Here is a 16,619-nt window from a genome sequence, read left to right as displayed (position 1 = left end):
GGCCCCAGTGGCTAAGGCGAAGTTCGAGCGGACTAAGCCGCACGTCAACATCGGCACCATCGGTCACATCGACCACGGTAAGACCACTCTTACCGCGGCGATCACCAAGGTGCTGCACGACAAGTACCCGACCCTGAACGAGGCGTCGGCCTTCGATCAGATCGACAAGGCGCCGGAAGAGCGTCAGCGCGGTATCACCATCTCCATCGCGCACGTCGAGTACCAGACCGAGGCCCGGCACTACGCCCACGTCGACTGCCCGGGTCACGCCGACTACATCAAGAACATGATCACCGGTGCGGCCCAGATGGACGGTGCGATCCTGGTCGTCGCCGCCACCGACGGCCCGATGCCGCAGACGCGTGAGCACGTGCTGCTCGCCCGTCAGGTCGGCGTGCCGGCGATGGTCGTCGCGCTGAACAAGTGCGACATGGTCGACGACGAGGAGATCCTGGAGCTCGTCGAGCTCGAGGTCCGCGAGCTGCTCTCCGAGCAGGAGTTCGACGGCGACAACGCGCCGATCGTCCGCGTCGCCGCTCACCCGGCGCTGCAGGGCGACGCCAAGTGGGGCGAGTCGATCATCGAGCTGATGGACGCGGTGGACTCCTACATCCCGCAGCCGGAGCGCGAGGTCGACAAGCCGTTCCTGATGCCGGTCGAGGACGTCTTCACGATCACCGGTCGTGGAACCGTTATCACCGGTCGTATCGAGCGCGGCATCGTCAAGGTCAACGAGACCGTCGACATCGTCGGCATCCGTGAGACCAAGCAGACGACCACCGTCACCGGTATCGAGATGTTCCGCAAGCTGCTCGACGAGGGCCAGGCCGGTGAGAACGTCGGTCTGCTGCTTCGTGGCACCAAGCGCGAGGACGTCGAGCGCGGCATGGTCGTCATCAAGCCGGGCACCACGACCCCGCACACCTCCTTCGAGGCTTCGGTCTACATCCTCTCGAAGGAAGAGGGCGGCCGGCACACGCCGTTCTTCCAGAACTACCGCCCGCAGTTCTACTTCCGTACCACGGACGTGACCGGCGTCGTCACCCTCCCCGAGGGCACCGAGATGGTCATGCCGGGCGACAACACCGACATGAACGTCGAGCTGATCCAGCCGATCGCCATGGAGGAGAACCTCAAGTTCGCGATCCGTGAAGGTGGCCGCACCGTCGGCGCCGGCCGGGTCACCAAGATCCTCAAGTGATCTCACGAGGTCCGCGAGGGCTCGCAGTCTGAGCCCCGCGGACCTCTGCTTTGCCCCCGATCCCCGCTCAGGTGGGTGGGAGATCGGGGTCAGAGCCACCCGATTGGCGTTTCGGCGCCGATCTCTGGCACAATATTCAGGTTGCTCAGGCGAGGTTGCCGGGGCGCGCCCCAGAGGCCGATTTCCTTCAAGGAACTGCTCCTGGCTGGTGCGCCGGACCGGAGACCATGCCGAGGCCCGGTCCGAGACCGAGCCCCGATCCCCAAGCCCTGGTCGAAGAAGCGGTGAGTCACGCGTGTGCTGCGCAGATTTGCAGGCACATGGCGACACACCCGACCGCGGGGGTCGGAGCAGCGTAGACGTTGACGATAGAGAAGGACGAAGCGAAGCGATGGCGGGACAAAAGATCCGCATCCGGCTGAAGGCCTACGACCACGAGGTCATCGACAGCTCGGCACGCAAGATTGTCGACACGGTGACGCGTACTGGTGCGAAGGTTGCTGGCCCGGTGCCGTTGCCGACGGAAAAGAACGTGTTCTGCGTCATCCGCTCGCCGCACAAGTACAAGGACAGCCGCGAGCACTTCGAGATGCGCACCCACAAGCGGCTCATCGACATCATCGACCCCACGCCGAAGACCGTCGACTCGCTGATGCGGCTCGACCTGCCGGCGGGCGTCGACATCGAGATCAAGCTCTGAGGGACGCGAACAGCTGATGAGCAATCACAAGAACACGAGAGGGCTGCTGGGCACCAAGCTCGGCATGACCCAGACCTGGGACGAGAACAACCGAGTCGTCCCCGTCACCGTGATCCAGGCCGGCCCGTGTGTCATCACCGGTGTTCGTACCGCGGCCGACGCCGGGTACGACGGCGTCCAGATCGCCTTCGGTGACATCGACCCCCGCAAGGTGACCTCGCCGATGCGCGGCCACTTCGAGAAGGCCGGCGTGACTCCTCGCCGGCACCTGCTCGAGCTGCGGACCGCCGACGCGAGCGAGTACACGCTGGGCCAGGAGATCAACGCCGAGGCCTTCGCCGCCGGCGAGCTGGTCGACGTCTCCGCCACCAGCAAGGGCAAGGGCTTCGCCGGTGTCATGAAGCGGCACGGCTTCCACGGTCTGCGCGCCAGCCACGGTGTCCACAAGAAGCACCGTTCGCCGGGTTCCATCGGCGGCTGCGCCACCCCGGGTCGCGTCTTCAAGGGTATGAAGATGTCCGGCCGGATGGGCCACGAGAAGGTCACCACGCAGAACATCACCGTGCACGCCATCGACGCGGACCGCGGCCTGATCCTGCTCAAGGGTGCCGTTCCCGGTCCCAAGGGCGGCCTGGTGCTGATCCGCAACGCCGCGAAGGGGGTCTCCAAGTGAGCACCGTCGACGTCGTCGCCGTGAAGGGCGACAAGGTCAGCAAGAAGGGTTCCGCCGAGCTTCCGGCCGAGCTGTTCGACGTACAGGTCAACATCCCGCTGATCCACCAGGTCGTGGTGGCGCAGCTGGCCGCGGCCCGTCAGGGCACGCACAAGGTCAAGCGCCGGGGCGAGGTGTCCGGTGGTGGCGCCAAGCCGTACCGCCAGAAGGGCACCGGTCGCGCCCGTCAGGGGTCGACCCGCGCGCCGCAGTTCACCGGTGGTGGCGTCGTCCACGGCCCCACGCCGCGTGACTACAGCCAGCGGACCCCGAAGAAGATGATCGCCGCCGCGCTCCGCGGTTCGCTGTCGGACCGGGCCCGGGACGGCCGGATCTACGTGGTCGAGAGTTTCCTCGACGGCGACACCCCGTCCACCAAGGGTGCGCTGAACGTCCTGGCCCAGGTGACCGACCCGGGTAAGGCGCTCGTCGTCGTGGACCGGGCCGACGAGAGCACCTGGCTGAGCCTGCGCAACGTCCAGCACGTGCACCTGATCGCCGCCGACCAGCTGAACGCGTACGACGTGCTCTGCAGCGACGCGGTCGTTTTCACCAAGGCCGCCCTCGACAGCTTCGTCGCCGGCGCCCCGAAAGGTAAGTCCGTGAAGGCCGTCGCAACGTCGACCGAGGCCGAGCAGGAGGTTGAAGCATGAGCCACGGAGTGAACAAGGACCCGCGGGACGTGCTGCTGCGGCCGGTCGTGAGCGAGAAGAGCTACGGCCTGCTGGACGAGCAGAAGTACACGTTCGAGGTCGCCACCGACGCCAACAAGACCGAGATCAAGCTCGCGGTCGAGAAGGTGTTCAAGGTCAAGGTCAACGACGTCAACACGCTGAACCGCAAGGGCAAGCGTCGCCGGACCCGCGCGGGCTGGGGCAAGCGCCCTGACACCAAGCGCGCGATCGTCACCCTCAAGGGCGATGACCGCATCGATATCTTCGGAGGCCAGTCGTAATGGGTATCCGCAAATACAAGCCGACAACGCCGGGCCGTCGTGGCTCGAGCGTGGCCGACTTCGTCGAGCTCACCCGTTCGACCCCTGAGAAGTCGCTGCTGCGTCCGCTGCCGAAGAAGGGTGGCCGCAACAACAGCGGCAAGATCACCACTCGGCACCAGGGTGGCGGCCACAAGCGTGCGTACCGCCTGATCGACTTCAAGCGGTACGACAAGGACGGCGTTCCGGCCAAGGTCGCGGAGATCGAGTACGACCCGAACCGCACCGCCCGGATCGCACTGCTGCACTACGTCGACGGCGAGAAGCGCTACATCCTCGCCCCGACCAACCTGAAGCAGGGCACGATCGTCGAGAACGGTCCGGCCGCCGACATCAAGATCGGTAACAACCTGCCGCTGCGCAACATCCCGGTCGGCTCCACGATCCACGCGGTCGAGCTGCGTCCGGGTGGTGGCGCCAAGATGGGCCGCTCCGCCGGTACCAGCATTCAGCTGGTGGCGAAGGAGGGTCGGATGGCAACCCTGCGGATGCCGTCCGGCGAGGTCCGGATGGTCGACGTACGCTGCCGCGCCACCCTCGGTGAGGTCGGCAACGGCGAGCAGTCGAACATCAACTGGGGCAAGGCCGGCCGGATGCGCTGGAAGGGCAAGCGCCCGACCGTCCGTGGTGTCGCGATGAACCCGGTCGACCACCCGCACGGTGGTGGTGAGGGTAAGACCTCGGGTGGACGCCACCCGGTGTCCCCGTGGGGCAAGCCCGAGGGCCGTACCCGTACCCGCAAGGAAAGCGACCGCATGATCGTCCGGCGCCGCAAGGCCGGCAAGAAGCGCTGATAGGAGCCGGCCAGAATGCCACGCAGCTTGAAGAAGGGCCCGTTCGTCGACCACCACCTGGCAAAGAAGGTGGAGGTGCAGAACGAAAAGGGCACCAAGAATGTCATCAAGACCTGGTCCCGCCGATCGATGATCGTGCCGGACATGATCGGCCACACGATTGCGGTGCACGACGGCCGCAAGCACGTGCCGGTGTTCGTGACGGACGCGATGGTCGGGCACAAGCTCGGCGAGTTCGCCCCGACCCGGACGTTCAAGGGTCACGAGAAGGACGACCGGAAGTCACGGCGTCGCTGACCGCTGGTCAGTTGACGACGCGAAAGCAACCTACGGAGAGATTCGAACATCATGAGCGTTCAAGAGCGTAGGGCCGTCAGTGCCCGTCGCGAGAGCCTGTTGGGCGAGCAGCCCGGGGCCTTCGCGGTCGCGCGCTTCGTCCGCGTGACGCCGATGAAGGCGCGTCGCGTGGCCGATCTGGTGCGCGGTGTGGGCGTCGACGACGCACTCGCCACTCTGAAGTTCGCCCCGCAGGCCGCTGCCGCGACCGTGTACAAGGTCGTGGACAGCGCCGCGGCGAACGCCGAGGGCACCGAGCACCTGAGCCGGGACGAGCTGATCGTCTCGAAGATCCTGGTCGACGAGGGACCGACGCTGAAGCGTCACCGCCCCCGCGCCCAGGGCCGGGCCACCCGGATCGACAAGCGGACCAGCCACATCACTGTGGTTGTCCAGCCGCGCGTCATCGAGGAGCCCGCCGCCAAGGCACCGGCCAAGTCCGCCAAGAAGGCGGACGAAGCCAAGGCCGAGACGGTCAAGAAGGCTCCGGCGAAGAAGGCAACCAAGAAGGCTGCAGCCGACAAGGTCGACAAGACCGAGGCGGCCGACAAGCCGGCCAAGAAGGCGACCGCCAAGAAGGCGGCTGCCAAGAAGGCCACCGCTGAGAAGAAGGAGTCCTGACGTGGGACAGAAGGTTAACCCGCACGGGTTCCGTCTCGGCATCAGCACCGATCACAAGAGCCGTTGGTACGCCGACAAGCTGTACAAGGACTACGTCGGCGAGGACGTCAAGATCCGCAAGCTGCTGAGCAAGGGCATGGAGCGCGCCGGTATCTCCCGCGTGGAGATCGAGCGCACCCGTGACCGGGTCCGGGTGGACATCCACACTGCTCGTCCGGGCATCGTCATCGGTCGCCGCGGCGCCGAGGCCGACCGGATCCGGGGCAGCCTGGAAGAGCTCACCGGCAAGCAGGTGCAGCTGAACATCCTCGAGGTGAAGAACTCCGAGGTGGACGCTCAGCTGGTCGCACAGGGTGTGGCCGAGCAGCTGTCCGGCCGCGTGGCGTTCCGCCGCGCGATGCGCAAGGCGATGCAGACCACCATGCGTGGCGGCGCCCTGGGCATCCGGATCCAGTGCTCCGGCCGTCTCGGTGGCGCCGAAATGTCGCGGTCGGAGTTCTACCGCGAGGGTCGGGTGCCGCTGCACACGCTGCGCGCCGACATCGACTACGGCTTCTACGAGGCCCGCACGACCTTCGGCCGGATCGGCGTGAAGGTCTGGATCTACAAGGGTGACGTGGCCGGCTCCCGGGCCGAGCGCGAGGCGCAGGCCGCGGCCCGCGCTGCCACTCAGCAGCGTCGGCCGGCCCGTCGTGACGACCGTGGCGGTCGTGACGACCGCGGTGGTGGCCGTGGCGGCGACCGTGGTGGCCGTCGTGACGGTGGCCGGGACAACGCGCGGAACGCGGCTCCGGCCGCGGCCGAGGCGACTGCTCCGGCAGCCGACAAGCCCGCCGAGACGACCGGAACGGAGAGCTGAACCGTGCTCATCCCCCGCAAGGTCAAGCACCGCAAGCAGCACCACCCGAAGCGCTCCGGCGCTGCCAAGGGCGGTACCACGCTGGCGTTCGGTGAGTTCGGCATCCAGGCGCTGGAAAGCCACTACATCACCAACCGGCAGATCGAGTCGGCGCGTATCGCGATGACCCGCCACATCAAGCGTGGCGGAAAGGTCTGGATCAACATCTACCCGGACCGCCCGCTGACCAAGAAGCCGGCCGAGACCCGGATGGGTTCCGGTAAGGGTTCGCCCGAGTGGTGGATCGCGAACGTGAAGTCGGGTCGCGTGATGTTCGAGCTCTCCGGTGTGCCGGAGGACGTCGCCCGCGAGGCCATGCGCCGCGCGATCCACAAGTTGCCGATGAAGTGCCGCTTCATCTCCCGAGAGGCAGGTGAGAACTGATGGCTATCCTGACCGCCGCCGAGCTGCGGAACCTGGGCCGGGACGAGCTGCTGAGCAAGCTCGGTGAAGCCAAGGAGGAGCTGTTCAACCTCCGGTTCCAGGCTGCCACCGGACAGCTGGAGTCACACGGCCGGCTGCGTGCCGTCCGTAAGGACATCGCCCGCATCTACACGGTGCTGACCGAGCGTGCGCTCGGCATCACCGAAGAGGTCGAAGCCCCGGTTGCCGCCGAGGCCGAGGCCGAGGTCGCAGAGACCGCGGACGACAGCGAGAAGGCCGAGGCGAAGGCATGACCGAGAACGTGAAGGACGAGACCGTGAGCACGACCCCCGAGGCGCGCAGCAGCCGCAAGACCCGTGAGGGCCTGGTGCTGAGCGACAAGATGGACAAGACCGTCACCGTCGAGGTCGAGGACCGGGTCAAGCACAAGCTCTACGGCAAGGTCATCCGCCGCACGAGCAAGCTCAAGGCACACGACGAGCAGAACGCCGCCGGTATCGGCGACCGGGTCCTCCTGATGGAGACCCGGCCGCTGTCGGCTACCAAGCGCTGGCGCGTCGTCGAGATCCTCGAGAAGGCCAAGTAACTCGAGCAGGCACCGCAAGCGGTCCGGTCCCCGACCGGAAACCAATCGAAATTATTCGTTCCGCAAGGCTCATGTGAATGAGAACCAGCGAGACAACCAGGAGATCAACAGATGATCCAGCAGGAGTCGCGACTGAAGGTCGCCGACAACACGGGCGCAAAGGAAATTCTTTGCATCCGCGTTCTCGGTGGCTCCGGTCGGCGCTACGCCGGTGTCGGTGACACGATCGTCGCCACCGTCAAGGACGCGATCCCGGGTGGCGGCGTCAAGAAGGGCGACGTCGTCAAGGCCGTCATCGTTCGCACCGTGAAGGAGCGCCGGCGTCCGGACGGCTCCTACATCCGGTTCGACGAGAACGCCGCCGTGATCCTCAAGGCCGATGGCGAGCCGCGGGGCACCCGTATCTTCGGGCCGGTCGGCCGGGAGCTGCGCGAGAAGCGCTTCATGAAGATCATCTCGCTCGCACCGGAGGTGCTCTGAGATGGCTGCCCAGCGCAAGTTGCACGTGAAGAAGGGCGATCAGGTCCGCGTGATCGCCGGTAAGTCCAAGGGTCTCGAAGGCAAGATCATTCAGGTCCTGCCCGATGCCGAGAAGGTCATCGTCGAAGGCGTGAACCGGGTCAAGAAGCACACCAAGGTGCAGCAGGCCCAGCGCGGCGGCACCACGGGTGGCATCGTCACCCAGGAAGCCCCGATCCACGTCTCCAACGTGATGCTTCTGGTCGAGGTCGAGAAGGACGGCAAGAAGCAGAAGGTGACCACCCGCGTCGGCTACAACCGCGTCGAGGTGCAGAAGCGGCGCCCCGACGGTTCGACGTACGCCGGTTTCCGGAGTGTTCGGATCGCTCGGCGTACCGGCGAGGAGATCTGATGACCGAGACCGTGACCGAGCGGGTTCTGCCGCGGTTGAAGACCAAGTACCGCGAGGAGATCGTCGGCAAGCTGAACGAGGAGTTCAGCTACGCCAACGTGATGCAGGTCCCCGGCCTGACCAAGATCGTGGTGAACATGGGCGTCGGCGAGGCGGCCCGTGACTCCAAGCTGATCGAGGGTGCCGTCAAGGACCTGGCCGCGATCACCGGCCAGAAGCCGCAGGTGACCAAGGCCCGCAAGTCGATCGCCCAGTTCAAGCTGCGTGAGGGCATGCCGATCGGCGCGCACGTCACGCTGCGCGGCGACCGGATGTGGGAGTTCCTGGACCGGCTGCTGTCGCTGGCGCTGCCCCGGATCCGCGACTTCCGCGGTCTGTCCCCGAAGCAGTTCGACGGCACCGGGAACTACACCTTCGGCCTGACCGAGCAGGTGATGTTCCACGAGATCAACCAGGACCGCATCGACCGGGTCCGCGGCATGGACATCACCGTGGTGACCACCGCCAAGAACGACGACGAGGGCCGGGCCCTGCTGCGGGCACTCGGCTTCCCGTTCAAGGAGAACTGACGTGGCGAAGACAGCACTGAAGGTCAAGCAGGCCCGGACGCCGAAGTTCGCGGTGCGCGGTTACACGCGTTGCCAGCGCTGCGGCCGGCCGAAGGCGGTCTTCCGCAAGTTCGGCCTCTGCCGGATCTGCCTGCGGGAGATGGCGCACCGGGGCGAGCTGCCCGGTGTGACCAAGTCCAGCTGGTGACCGTCTCCACCCCTGATCGTTTCTCCCTTCACCATCTAGTCACCGTAGGTCGCCGGCCGGCGAAACCACGGCGGGAAAGAGGCCCCAGGCCATGACAATGACCGACCCGATCGCAGACATGCTGACGCGTCTGCGCAACGCCAACCAGGCGTACCACGAGTCGACCTCGATGCCGTACAGCAAGATCAAGCAGGGCATCGCCGACATCCTCCAGCAGGAGGGCTACATCTCCTCCTACAAGGTGGAGGAGCCCAAAGAGGGCGCCGTCGGCAAGACCCTGATCGTCGACCTCAAGTTCGGCCCGACCCGGGAGCGTTCCATCGCGGGCGTCCGCCGGATCTCGAAGCCGGGCCTGCGGGTCTACGCGAAGTCGACCAACCTGCCGAAGGTCCTCGGTGGCCTGGGTGTCGCGATCATCTCGACCTCCCAGGGACTGCTGACCGACCGTCAGGCCAAGCACAAGGGCGTTGGCGGGGAAGTCCTCGCCTACGTCTGGTGACGAAGAACCGGAAGGAGGACCACTCTCATGTCTCGCATCGGTAAGCTCCCGATCACGGTCCCGTCCGGCGTCGACGTCACGATCGACGGCCAGACGGTCACCGTGAAGGGTCCCAAGGGCCAGCTCTCGCACGTTGTTGCGGAGCCCATCGCGGTCGCTCGCGACGAGGACGGCACGATCGCCGTCTCGCGTCCGGACGAGCAGCGCAAGAGCAAGGAACTGCACGGTCTGTCCCGCACCCTGATCGCCAACCTGGTGACCGGCGTGACGGACGGCTACGAGAAGAAGCTCGAGATCGTCGGCGTCGGGTACCGCGTCCTGTCCAAGGGACCGACCCAGCTGGAGTTCTCGCTCGGGTACAGCCACACCATCACGGTGGACGCTCCCGAGGGCATCACGTTCAACGTCGAGGCCCCGACCCGCTTCTCGGTCGTCGGGATCGACAAGCAGTCGGTCGGCGAGGTCGCTGCCAACATCCGCAAGCTGCGCAAGCCCGAGCCGTACAAGGGCAAGGGTGTGCGGTACGCCGGCGAGCAGGTCCGCCGCAAGGTCGGAAAGGCTGGTAAGTAACCATGGCGATCGGACTGCGTCACAACAAGCACTCCGCCAAGAAGACGGCGTCGCGTCTGCGCCGCCAGATCCGCGTCCGGAAGAAGATCAACGGAACGCCGGATCGGCCGCGCCTCGTCGTCACCAAGTCGTCGAAGCACCTGTTCGTTCAGGTCATCGACGACGTGGCCGGCAAGACGCTGGTCTCCGCCTCCACCATGGAGGCCGACCTGCGGGGTGCGAGCGACAACAAGACCGACAAGGCCAAGACCGTCGGCGGCCTGATCGCCGACCGGGCCAAGGCTGCGGGCATCGAGGCGGTCGTCTTCGACCGCGCCGGCAACAAGTACCACGGACGGATCGCGGCCCTGGCCGACGCCGCTCGTGAGAACGGGCTCGGTTTCTGATGGCGACCAACAAGAGGGAAGGTAGTTCGAAATGAGCGGAGGCCAGCAGCGTCGCGGAGGCGGCGCCGGTGGTGAGCGCCGCGGCCGCGACGGTGGTCGTGGTGCGGCAGCTGACAAGACCGCCTACATCGAGCGCGTGGTTGCCATCAACCGTGTTGCCAAGGTCGTGAAGGGTGGTCGTCGCTTCAGCTTCACCGCCCTCGTGGTCGTCGGCGACGGTGAAGGCACCGTCGGTGTGGGTTACGGCAAGGCCAAGGAGGTGCCCGCGGCGATCGCCAAGGGTGTCGAGGAGGCCAAGAAGTCGTTCTTCAAGGTGCCGCGGATCCAGGGCACCATCCCGCACCCGGTCCAGGGCGAGAAGGCCGCAGGCGTCGTCATGCTGCGTCCGGCCGCTCCCGGTACCGGTGTGATCGCGGGTGGCTCGGCGCGCGCCGTACTGGAGTGCGCCGGGATCCACGACATCCTGAGCAAGTCGCTGGGTTCCTCCAACGCGATCAACGTGGTGCACGCCACGGTGGCCGCGCTGCAGGCCCTGGAGACCCCGGAGGCCGTGGCCGCGCGCCGTGGCCTGCCGGTCGAGCACGTCGCTCCGGCGGCACTGCTGAAGGCGCGGGCGGAGGCGGCATCCTGATGGCACGCTTGAAGGTGACGCAGACCCGTTCCGGCATCGGTGGCAAGCAGAACCAGCGCGACACGCTGCGGACCCTGGGCGTCAAGCGGATCGGCGACAGCGCCGTCCACGAGGACCGTCCCGAGGTGCGTGGCATGGTGCGCGCGGTTCGCCACCTCATCACCGTCGAAGAGGTTGACTGACATGGCGCTCAAGGTTCACCACCTGCGTCCGGCGCCCGGAGCCAAGACCGCCAAGACCCGCGTGGGTCGTGGTGAGGGTTCCAAGGGTAAGACGGCCGGCCGCGGTACCAAGGGCAGCAAGGCCCGTAACAACATCCCCGAGTACTTCGAGGGTGGCCAGATGCCGCAGCACATGCGGCTGCCGAAGCTGAAGGGCTTCAAGAGCAGGAACCGAGTGGAGTTCCAGGTCGTTAACCTGGACAAGCTCGGACAACTGTTCCCCGAAGGTGGCGAGGTCGGCATTGCCGAACTGGTCGCCAAGGGCGCGGTCCGTCGTGGTCAGCCGGTGAAGGTGCTGGGTGACGGCGAACTGACCGTTGCTCTGCAGGTCTCGGCGCACAAGTTCTCGAAGTCGGCTCTGGACAAGATCCAGGCCGCCGGGGGGACCACCACCGAGGTGTGACATGCGGTCCAGGGCTCGTAACGCCCGGTGCTTGATACTCTGCACCGGTCGGACGGGCCCTGGTTCGTCTCTTGCCCGGCTGCTATGCCAGACCCCTGCCCTGCCCGGGGCAGAGGAAACATGTGGGAGGACAGGGTGTTAGGCGCCTTTGCCAACGCGTTCAAGACTCCGGACCTGCGCCGGAAGATCTTGTTCGTGCTCTTCATCGTCGTGATCTTCCGGATCGGCTCCGTCGTGCCGGCCCCCGGCGTGAACGTCCAGTCGCTGCAAACATGTATCAAGAGTGCGGAGAACGGCGCGAACGCCAATCTCTACAACTTGATCAACCTGTTCTCCGGCGGTGCGCTGCTGCAGCTCGCGATCTTCGCGCTCGGCATCATGCCGTACATCACCGCCAGCATCATCCTGCAGCTGCTCACCGTGGTGATCCCGCGGCTGGAGTCGCTGAAGAAGGAAGGCCAGGCGGGCCAGGCCAAGATCACCCAGTACACCCGTTTCCTGACCGTCGGTCTGGCGATCCTGCAGTCGACGGCCTTCGTGGCGCTGGCCCGGACCCCGGGCCGGTTGTTCACCGGCTGCCTCGAGCCGCTGCTTTACAAGGACGACTGGTTCCACGTCTCCATCATGGTGCTGACCATGACCGCCGGTACCGGCGTGATCATGTGGCTCGGTGAGCTGATCACCGACCGTGGTGTCGGTAACGGTATGTCGATCCTGATCTTCACCCAGATCGTCGCCACCTTCCCGACCAGCCTGTGGAGCATCCGCAAGCAGAAGGGTCTCGCGACCTTCTTCGTCGTGATCGCCGTCGGTCTGGTGATCATGGCCGCGGTCATCTTCATCGAGCAGGCGCAGCGCCGGATCCCGGTGCAGTACGCCAAGCGGATGGTCGGCCGCAAGATGTTCGGCGGTACCTCGACCTACATCCCGCTGAAGGTGAACCAGGCCGGTGTCATCCCGGTCATCTTCGCCTCCAGCCTGATGTATCTACCTGTCCTGATCAGTCAGTTCCAAGCTGACAAGGGATGGGCGATCTGGATCCAAGGACACCTGGTCAAGGGCGACCATCCGATCTACATGGCGGTGTACGTCGCTCTGATCCTGTTCTTCACCTACTTCTACGTCTCGATCACCTTCAACCCGAAGGAAGTCGCGGACAACATGAAGAAGTACGGCGGCTTCATCCCGGGCATCCGGGCCGGCCGGCCGACCGAGGAATACCTGAGTTACGTGCTGAACCGCATCACTCTGCCGGGTGCCATCTACCTGGCCGTGCTGTCTCTGATTCCGCTGATCGCGCTGGTCCTGGCCGGTGCGAACCAGAACTTCCCGTTCGGTGGTACGTCGATCCTGATCATGGTCGGCGTGGGCCTGGACACGGTGAAGCAGATTGAGTCTCAGCTGCAGCAACGTAACTACGAAGGGTTCTTGCGCTGATGAGAATGTTGCTGATGGGTCCGCCCGGGGCGGGCAAGGGCACGCAGGCAAAGGTGCTTGCGGAACGCCTGAATATCCCGGCCGTATCCACCGGCGACATCTTCCGAGCGAACGTGAAGGACGAGACGCCGCTCGGGCTCGAGGCCAAGCGCTTCATGGACGCCGGGGACTACGTTCCCGACGAGGTCACCAACGCGATGGTGCGCGACCGGTTGTCGGAGGCCGACGCCGGTGACGGGTTCCTGCTCGACGGGTACCCGCGCACCCTCGCCCAGGTGGGCACACTGGACGGCATCCTGGCCGAGCACGGCCACAAGCTGGACGCGGTGGTGGCGCTGGTCGCCGACATCGACGTGCTGGTGGACCGGATGACCAAGCGGGCCCACACCGACGGCCGCACGGACGACTCCGAAGAGGTCATCCGGCACCGTCAGGACGTGTACACCGCCGAGACCAAGCCGCTGCTGGCGGTCTACGGCCAGCGCGGGCTGCTGGTCGAGGTCGACGGCGTCGGCGAGATCGACGAGGTCAGCGAGCGCGTCATCGCCGCACTCAAATCACTGACCGACTGAAGGACGAATGATTTTCAAGGACCGCGGGATCGAGATCAAGACCCGCGAGCAGATCCTCGCCATGCGTGCGGCCGGCCTGGTGGTCGGCCGCACGCTGGAACTGCTCCGCGACGCCGTCAAGCCCGGGATCACCACCGGTGAGCTGGACGCGATCGCCGAGGACAACATCCGCTCTTCCGGTGCGACGCCATCGTTCAAGGGCTACCACGGTTTCACCGGCTCGATCTGTGCCTCGGTGAACGACGAGATCGTGCATGGCATCCCCGGCGAGCGGGTGCTCGCCGAGGGCGACCTGATCTCGATCGACTGCGGTGCGATCGTGAACGGGTGGCACGGCGACGCCGCGATCTCGGTGCCGGTCGGCACGGTCGGCGACGACCTGCTCGAGCTGGCCCGGATCTGCGAGGAGTCGATGTGGCGGGGTTTCGCGGCCGCCAAGCTCGGTGGCCGGTTGACCGACATCTCGGCCGCGGTCGAGGCCCACGTGCGCGCCAACTCGTCGTACGGGATTGTCGAGGACTTCGTCGGGCACGGGATCGGCTCGGCGATGCACCAGCCGCCGAACGTGCCGAACTTCGGCAAGCCGGGTCGCGGCCCGAAGCTGGTCGAGGGCCTGGCGCTCGCGGTCGAGCCGATGCTGACGCTCGGCAAGCAGGACAATCACACGCTCGACGACGACTGGACCGTGGTGACCGACGACGGTCTCGCGGCTGCTCACACTGAGCACACGTTCACTCTCACTCCGCAAGGACCGTGGGTGCTGACCTCGCTCGACGGTGGTGCGGCCAAGCTCGCGGAGCTCGGGATCACCTGCGGCGCGCTCGCCGACTGACCCTCCGCGTCCGTCCATCGGGGGACGCGCGGGCCCTGAGGCTGAGGCACACTTGAGATATGCCTCAGTACCAGCCGCATCAGCGATTCACCGAAGCCGACCGGGAAAAGATCGCCGGCCGGTTGCGTGATGCGTTCGCCGACGGGCGGCTGGACCAGCCTGAGTTCTCGTCGCGCCTGGACCAGTTGTACGCCGTCCAGACGTACGGCGAGCTGGAGCCGCTGGTGCGCGACCTGCCACCGATGAAGACCTACCAGACACCTGCCGTCGTCCAGGACCAGAAGCCGGCGCCCGCGCCGGGGGAGTTCCCGACGAAGGAGGTGCAGCCGCGCCGCAACGGTGGGCTGCTGGCAATGGGTGGTGGCTTCACCGGCGTCGTGGCGATCAACGTGGTGATCTGGGGCGTGATCGGGCTCGCCAGCGGGCACTTTCCGCACTTCTGGCCGGTCTGGCTGCTGATCCCGTGGGCGATCATCATCATGAGCAATTTCGGAAAGCGCCGTTGACCTCGCGTCTGCGGCCGGCGCTGGCCTGGCAGCTGCGGCAGGGATCCGTCCTCGTCTACGTGATCTGGTTCGCCGTCGCCATTCCGCTGGTGATCGTTGGTCTGCTGGTGGAACCGCGCTGGGTCGGCTGGTTCATGCTCGGGTGGTTCGCGGTGCTGCTGGTGTTCACGCTCGCGATGCGGGCGGCCGACGTACGGCTGCAGAAGGCATGGGCGCGGGCTGCCCGCGAGCTCGGCTGGCGGATCGCGGTGGCCGGTCCGGAGGTGCTGCAGCGCTGGCCGTTCCCGCCGTTCGACCTGGATCCGCGGGCCGAGGTGGGCGAGGTGACGACCGGACGGCACCGCGGCCGGGAGTTCGTCACCGGTGAGTTCCGGCACCGCGTCCGGCGCCGCAATCTCGGCTTCGACTTCCTCGATCTCCAGGTCGACCGCCCGCTGCCGCCGTTGCAGGTGCTGCCGTCCGGGCTGGCACCGATCGCGGCCGCCAGTTTGCTGCCGCTGCCCCTGGACATCGACGGCCTGCCCGGGCACTACAACCTCTTCAACGGCCGCGAGGACCACGCTCAGGCCGTGCTGCACCTGCGTGCGGTCGAGGTGCTCACCGGCGTGACCCCGTTCGGGTTCAGTTGTGAGGGACGCCGGTTCGTCGCGATCCTCCCGGCGTACCGGGACACCACCACCGCGCTCGCCCACCTCGACGCTGCCTGCGACCTGCTGGACCTGATGCCCGAGCAGTTGTGGCGTGAGGGTGAGCAGTGGGCGGCTACCCGAGCAACCTGATCATGGCGGCCATATCCTCGTCGCCGTGACCGGAGGCAACAGCCTTCTGGAGCAGTTCACCCATCGGCCGCAGCAGCATCGGGTCGATCCCTTGGCCGACCGCCGTGTCGAGCAGGTTGTGGTACGCCGCGGCTTGCATCGCCAGGTTCGATCCAGCAGCTTGCCCCACCGGTGGCTGCTCGAGCTCGGCGGCGATCTGCGGCAGCATGCCCAGCATCGCGGTCAGCCAGGGGAGCAGCAGCTGCTCGGTGAACTCGACAGTCGGAACCTTCGCGCTGTGCATCAAGGCCAGTGCATGCTGGGCACCGCCGAACATCCCGTACATCGCACTCAGCAGCGCGATGTCGTGCAGCGCGGCCAGACCGGCGTCCGACCCGACGAACAACGGACGAGCCAGTACGGCGAGATCGGCCTGGTGCCGTTCGAACGCCGCGGAGTCGCCGCTGTAGAGGATGAACGCCTCCGGCCGGCCGATCATCGCCGGGACTGCCATGATTCCGCCGTCGACGTACGTCGCTCCCTGCGCGGTGAGCGTGGTTTCCAGCGCGCGAGCCTGGTCGGGGGTGCTGTTGGTGAGGTTGGCGATCACCTTGCCGGTGAGATCGATGCCGTCGAGGGTGTCGCGCACGGTGGTGTCGACGAGCAGGCAGACGACCACGAGCGGGCTGGCGGCGACCGCCTCGGCGGCAGTGGTCGCGCGGATGGCGCCTTCGAGTTCGGGGGAGCGGCCGGGGGTGCGGTTCCAGACGGTGGTCGGGTGGCCGGCGGCCAGGAAGGCCTGGGCGAGGGCGGTTCCCATCGCTCCCAGGCCGAGGACGGTGACTGGTGTCTTCATGGCTGCAACCCTGCTGGCAGGGCTGTGGAGCGGACAAGTACCCACTAAATAGTTGGGTACTTCCCGATGGGTAAGTACCCTTCAGGAGGCCCGAT

The 16,619-nt window shown here is 66.5% G+C and carries 28 protein-coding genes; 27 read left to right on the top strand and 1 reads right to left on the bottom strand.

Annotated features, from left to right (window positions below):
- Positions 1–7 precede the first annotated feature (7 nt).
- The 27 genes from tuf (at position 8) to E1261_RS05085 (ending at position 15,689) form a co-directional block, all read left to right on the top strand.
- Positions 8–1,201 (top strand): elongation factor Tu, encoded by a 1,194-nt coding sequence (tuf, locus tag E1261_RS05215; protein WP_132402666.1) that lies wholly within the window; start codon positions 8–10, stop codon positions 1,199–1,201.
- A gap of 391 nt (positions 1,202–1,592) precedes the next feature.
- On the top strand, positions 1,593–1,901 hold the full coding sequence (gene rpsJ, locus E1261_RS05210; RefSeq protein WP_012923688.1) for a 30S ribosomal protein S10: 309 nt from the start codon (positions 1,593–1,595) through the stop codon (positions 1,899–1,901).
- Between the two features lie 16 nt (positions 1,902–1,917).
- Entirely contained in the window at positions 1,918–2,574 is a 657-nt protein-coding gene (gene rplC / locus E1261_RS05205) for a 50S ribosomal protein L3 (RefSeq protein ID WP_132402663.1), read from the top strand.
- Positions 2,571–3,266: a 50S ribosomal protein L4 gene (rplD, locus tag E1261_RS05200; RefSeq protein ID WP_132402660.1), complete on the top strand. Its 696-nt coding sequence runs from the start codon at positions 2,571–2,573 to the stop codon at positions 3,264–3,266. Before rplC ends, rplD begins: the two co-directional genes overlap by 4 nt.
- Positions 3,263–3,568, top strand: coding sequence for a 50S ribosomal protein L23 (gene rplW, locus E1261_RS05195; RefSeq protein ID WP_132402657.1), 306 nt, complete (start codon positions 3,263–3,265; stop codon positions 3,566–3,568). Before rplD ends, rplW begins: the two co-directional genes overlap by 4 nt.
- The gene (gene rplB, locus E1261_RS05190) at positions 3,568–4,401 is read left to right on the top strand and encodes a 50S ribosomal protein L2 (protein WP_132402654.1); all 834 of its coding nucleotides are present in this window, start codon (positions 3,568–3,570) and stop codon (positions 4,399–4,401) included. The genes rplW and rplB overlap by 1 nt, the downstream gene beginning before the upstream one ends.
- 15 nt (positions 4,402–4,416) lie before the next feature.
- On the top strand, positions 4,417–4,698 hold the full coding sequence (gene rpsS, locus E1261_RS05185) for a 30S ribosomal protein S19 (protein ID WP_130441496.1): 282 nt from the start codon (positions 4,417–4,419) through the stop codon (positions 4,696–4,698).
- Between the two features lie 51 nt (positions 4,699–4,749).
- The gene (rplV, locus tag E1261_RS05180; protein WP_132402651.1) at positions 4,750–5,358 is read left to right on the top strand and encodes a 50S ribosomal protein L22; all 609 of its coding nucleotides are present in this window, start codon (positions 4,750–4,752) and stop codon (positions 5,356–5,358) included.
- A gap of 1 nt (position 5,359) precedes the next feature.
- Positions 5,360–6,217, top strand: coding sequence for a 30S ribosomal protein S3 (gene rpsC / locus E1261_RS05175; protein ID WP_132402648.1), 858 nt, complete (start codon positions 5,360–5,362; stop codon positions 6,215–6,217).
- Positions 6,218–6,220: 3 nt separating this feature from the next.
- The gene (gene rplP, locus E1261_RS05170) at positions 6,221–6,640 is read left to right on the top strand and encodes a 50S ribosomal protein L16 (RefSeq protein WP_132402645.1); all 420 of its coding nucleotides are present in this window, start codon (positions 6,221–6,223) and stop codon (positions 6,638–6,640) included.
- Positions 6,640–6,933 (top strand): 50S ribosomal protein L29, encoded by a 294-nt coding sequence (gene rpmC / locus E1261_RS05165; protein WP_132402642.1) that lies wholly within the window; start codon positions 6,640–6,642, stop codon positions 6,931–6,933. The genes rplP and rpmC overlap by 1 nt, the downstream gene beginning before the upstream one ends.
- A complete protein-coding gene (gene rpsQ, locus E1261_RS05160) occupies positions 6,930–7,226 on the top strand; it encodes a 30S ribosomal protein S17 (protein ID WP_132402639.1) in 297 nt (98 codons plus the stop codon). Before rpmC ends, rpsQ begins: the two co-directional genes overlap by 4 nt.
- Before the next feature lie 111 nt (positions 7,227–7,337).
- A complete protein-coding gene (gene rplN / locus E1261_RS05155; protein ID WP_077019238.1) occupies positions 7,338–7,706 on the top strand; it encodes a 50S ribosomal protein L14 in 369 nt (122 codons plus the stop codon).
- A 1-nt stretch (position 7,707) separates the two neighbouring features.
- Positions 7,708–8,097, top strand: coding sequence for a 50S ribosomal protein L24 (rplX, locus tag E1261_RS05150; RefSeq protein ID WP_132402636.1), 390 nt, complete (start codon positions 7,708–7,710; stop codon positions 8,095–8,097).
- On the top strand, positions 8,097–8,666 hold the full coding sequence (gene rplE, locus E1261_RS05145) for a 50S ribosomal protein L5 (RefSeq protein ID WP_132402633.1): 570 nt from the start codon (positions 8,097–8,099) through the stop codon (positions 8,664–8,666). The genes rplX and rplE overlap by 1 nt, the downstream gene beginning before the upstream one ends.
- A 1-nt stretch (position 8,667) precedes the next feature.
- Positions 8,668–8,853, top strand: a complete 186-nt coding sequence (locus E1261_RS05140; RefSeq protein WP_132167346.1) for a type Z 30S ribosomal protein S14 — start codon at positions 8,668–8,670, stop codon at positions 8,851–8,853.
- Between the two features lie 91 nt (positions 8,854–8,944).
- Positions 8,945–9,352, top strand: a complete 408-nt coding sequence (rpsH, locus tag E1261_RS05135; RefSeq protein ID WP_132402631.1) for a 30S ribosomal protein S8 — start codon at positions 8,945–8,947, stop codon at positions 9,350–9,352.
- Between the two features lie 27 nt (positions 9,353–9,379).
- Complete coding sequence (gene rplF / locus E1261_RS05130; RefSeq protein ID WP_132402628.1) at positions 9,380–9,922, top strand: 50S ribosomal protein L6; 543 nt, start codon at positions 9,380–9,382, stop codon at positions 9,920–9,922.
- Between the two features lie 2 nt (positions 9,923–9,924).
- Positions 9,925–10,308, top strand: a complete 384-nt coding sequence (gene rplR / locus E1261_RS05125) for a 50S ribosomal protein L18 (RefSeq protein ID WP_132402625.1) — start codon at positions 9,925–9,927, stop codon at positions 10,306–10,308.
- Positions 10,309–10,339: 31 nt separating this feature from the next.
- Positions 10,340–10,939, top strand: coding sequence for a 30S ribosomal protein S5 (gene rpsE, locus E1261_RS05120; protein WP_132402622.1), 600 nt, complete (start codon positions 10,340–10,342; stop codon positions 10,937–10,939).
- A complete protein-coding gene (rpmD, locus tag E1261_RS05115; RefSeq protein ID WP_132167341.1) occupies positions 10,939–11,121 on the top strand; it encodes a 50S ribosomal protein L30 in 183 nt (60 codons plus the stop codon). Before rpsE ends, rpmD begins: the two co-directional genes overlap by 1 nt.
- 1 nt (position 11,122) lies before the next feature.
- A complete protein-coding gene (gene rplO, locus E1261_RS05110; RefSeq protein WP_132402619.1) occupies positions 11,123–11,563 on the top strand; it encodes a 50S ribosomal protein L15 in 441 nt (146 codons plus the stop codon).
- 135 nt (positions 11,564–11,698) lie between these two features.
- Positions 11,699–13,000, top strand: a complete 1,302-nt coding sequence (gene secY / locus E1261_RS05105) for a preprotein translocase subunit SecY (RefSeq protein WP_132402750.1) — start codon at positions 11,699–11,701, stop codon at positions 12,998–13,000.
- On the top strand, positions 13,000–13,572 hold the full coding sequence (locus E1261_RS05100) for an adenylate kinase (RefSeq protein WP_202874311.1): 573 nt from the start codon (positions 13,000–13,002) through the stop codon (positions 13,570–13,572). Before secY ends, E1261_RS05100 begins: the two co-directional genes overlap by 1 nt.
- Before the next feature lie 7 nt (positions 13,573–13,579).
- Positions 13,580–14,404: a type I methionyl aminopeptidase gene (gene map, locus E1261_RS05095; RefSeq protein WP_132402616.1), complete on the top strand. Its 825-nt coding sequence runs from the start codon at positions 13,580–13,582 to the stop codon at positions 14,402–14,404.
- A gap of 59 nt (positions 14,405–14,463) precedes the next feature.
- The gene (locus E1261_RS05090) at positions 14,464–14,910 is read left to right on the top strand and encodes a DUF1707 SHOCT-like domain-containing protein (RefSeq protein ID WP_132402613.1); all 447 of its coding nucleotides are present in this window, start codon (positions 14,464–14,466) and stop codon (positions 14,908–14,910) included.
- Positions 14,907–15,689: a hypothetical protein gene (locus E1261_RS05085; protein WP_132402610.1), complete on the top strand. Its 783-nt coding sequence runs from the start codon at positions 14,907–14,909 to the stop codon at positions 15,687–15,689. Before E1261_RS05090 ends, E1261_RS05085 begins: the two co-directional genes overlap by 4 nt.
- Here the strand turns inward: E1261_RS05085 and E1261_RS05080 are convergent.
- On the bottom strand, positions 15,673–16,524 hold the full coding sequence (locus E1261_RS05080; protein WP_132402607.1) for an NAD(P)-dependent oxidoreductase: 852 nt from the start codon (positions 16,522–16,524) through the stop codon (positions 15,673–15,675). The two genes, E1261_RS05085 and E1261_RS05080, sit on opposite strands and share 17 nt — an antisense overlap.
- Positions 16,525–16,619: the final 95 nt, after the last annotated feature.

This window comes from Kribbella albertanoniae (assembly GCF_004348455.1).
GTDB lineage: Bacteria > Actinomycetota > Actinomycetes > Propionibacteriales > Kribbellaceae > Kribbella > Kribbella albertanoniae.
This window is presented reverse-complemented; position numbering and strand designations above follow the sequence as displayed.

What these genes read in the sequence shown, in the direction of transcription:
- rpsQ (WP_132402639.1), top strand. Translation starts at nt 6,930, where the DNA reads ATGACCGAGAACGTGAAGGACGAGACCGTGAGCACGACCCCCGAGGCG.
- rpsH (WP_132402631.1), top strand. Translation starts at nt 8,945, where the DNA reads ATGACAATGACCGACCCGATCGCAGACATGCTGACGCGTCTGCGCAAC.
- rpmD (WP_132167341.1), top strand. Translation starts at nt 10,939, where the DNA reads ATGGCACGCTTGAAGGTGACGCAGACCCGTTCCGGCATCGGTGGCAAG.
- rplF (WP_132402628.1), top strand. Translation starts at nt 9,380, where the DNA reads ATGTCTCGCATCGGTAAGCTCCCGATCACGGTCCCGTCCGGCGTCGAC.
- rpsS (WP_130441496.1), top strand. Translation starts at nt 4,417, where the DNA reads ATGCCACGCAGCTTGAAGAAGGGCCCGTTCGTCGACCACCACCTGGCA.
- rpsJ (WP_012923688.1), top strand. Translation starts at nt 1,593, where the DNA reads ATGGCGGGACAAAAGATCCGCATCCGGCTGAAGGCCTACGACCACGAG.
- rplW (WP_132402657.1), top strand. Translation starts at nt 3,263, where the DNA reads ATGAGCCACGGAGTGAACAAGGACCCGCGGGACGTGCTGCTGCGGCCG.
- rplO (WP_132402619.1), top strand. Translation starts at nt 11,123, where the DNA reads ATGGCGCTCAAGGTTCACCACCTGCGTCCGGCGCCCGGAGCCAAGACC.
- E1261_RS05090 (WP_132402613.1), top strand. Translation starts at nt 14,464, where the DNA reads ATGCCTCAGTACCAGCCGCATCAGCGATTCACCGAAGCCGACCGGGAA.
- rplX (WP_132402636.1), top strand. Translation starts at nt 7,708, where the DNA reads ATGGCTGCCCAGCGCAAGTTGCACGTGAAGAAGGGCGATCAGGTCCGC.
- E1261_RS05080 (WP_132402607.1), bottom strand. Translation starts at nt 16,524, where the DNA reads ATGAAGACACCAGTCACCGTCCTCGGCCTGGGAGCGATGGGAACCGCC.
- rplE (WP_132402633.1), top strand. Translation starts at nt 8,097, where the DNA reads ATGACCGAGACCGTGACCGAGCGGGTTCTGCCGCGGTTGAAGACCAAG.
- rpmC (WP_132402642.1), top strand. Translation starts at nt 6,640, where the DNA reads ATGGCTATCCTGACCGCCGCCGAGCTGCGGAACCTGGGCCGGGACGAG.
- rpsE (WP_132402622.1), top strand. Translation starts at nt 10,340, where the DNA reads ATGAGCGGAGGCCAGCAGCGTCGCGGAGGCGGCGCCGGTGGTGAGCGC.
- rplR (WP_132402625.1), top strand. Translation starts at nt 9,925, where the DNA reads ATGGCGATCGGACTGCGTCACAACAAGCACTCCGCCAAGAAGACGGCG.
- E1261_RS05100 (WP_202874311.1), top strand. Translation starts at nt 13,000, where the DNA reads ATGAGAATGTTGCTGATGGGTCCGCCCGGGGCGGGCAAGGGCACGCAG.
- rplN (WP_077019238.1), top strand. Translation starts at nt 7,338, where the DNA reads ATGATCCAGCAGGAGTCGCGACTGAAGGTCGCCGACAACACGGGCGCA.
- rplC (WP_132402663.1), top strand. Translation starts at nt 1,918, where the DNA reads ATGAGCAATCACAAGAACACGAGAGGGCTGCTGGGCACCAAGCTCGGC.
- map (WP_132402616.1), top strand. Translation starts at nt 13,580, where the DNA reads ATGATTTTCAAGGACCGCGGGATCGAGATCAAGACCCGCGAGCAGATC.
- rplV (WP_132402651.1), top strand. Translation starts at nt 4,750, where the DNA reads ATGAGCGTTCAAGAGCGTAGGGCCGTCAGTGCCCGTCGCGAGAGCCTG.
- rplB (WP_132402654.1), top strand. Translation starts at nt 3,568, where the DNA reads ATGGGTATCCGCAAATACAAGCCGACAACGCCGGGCCGTCGTGGCTCG.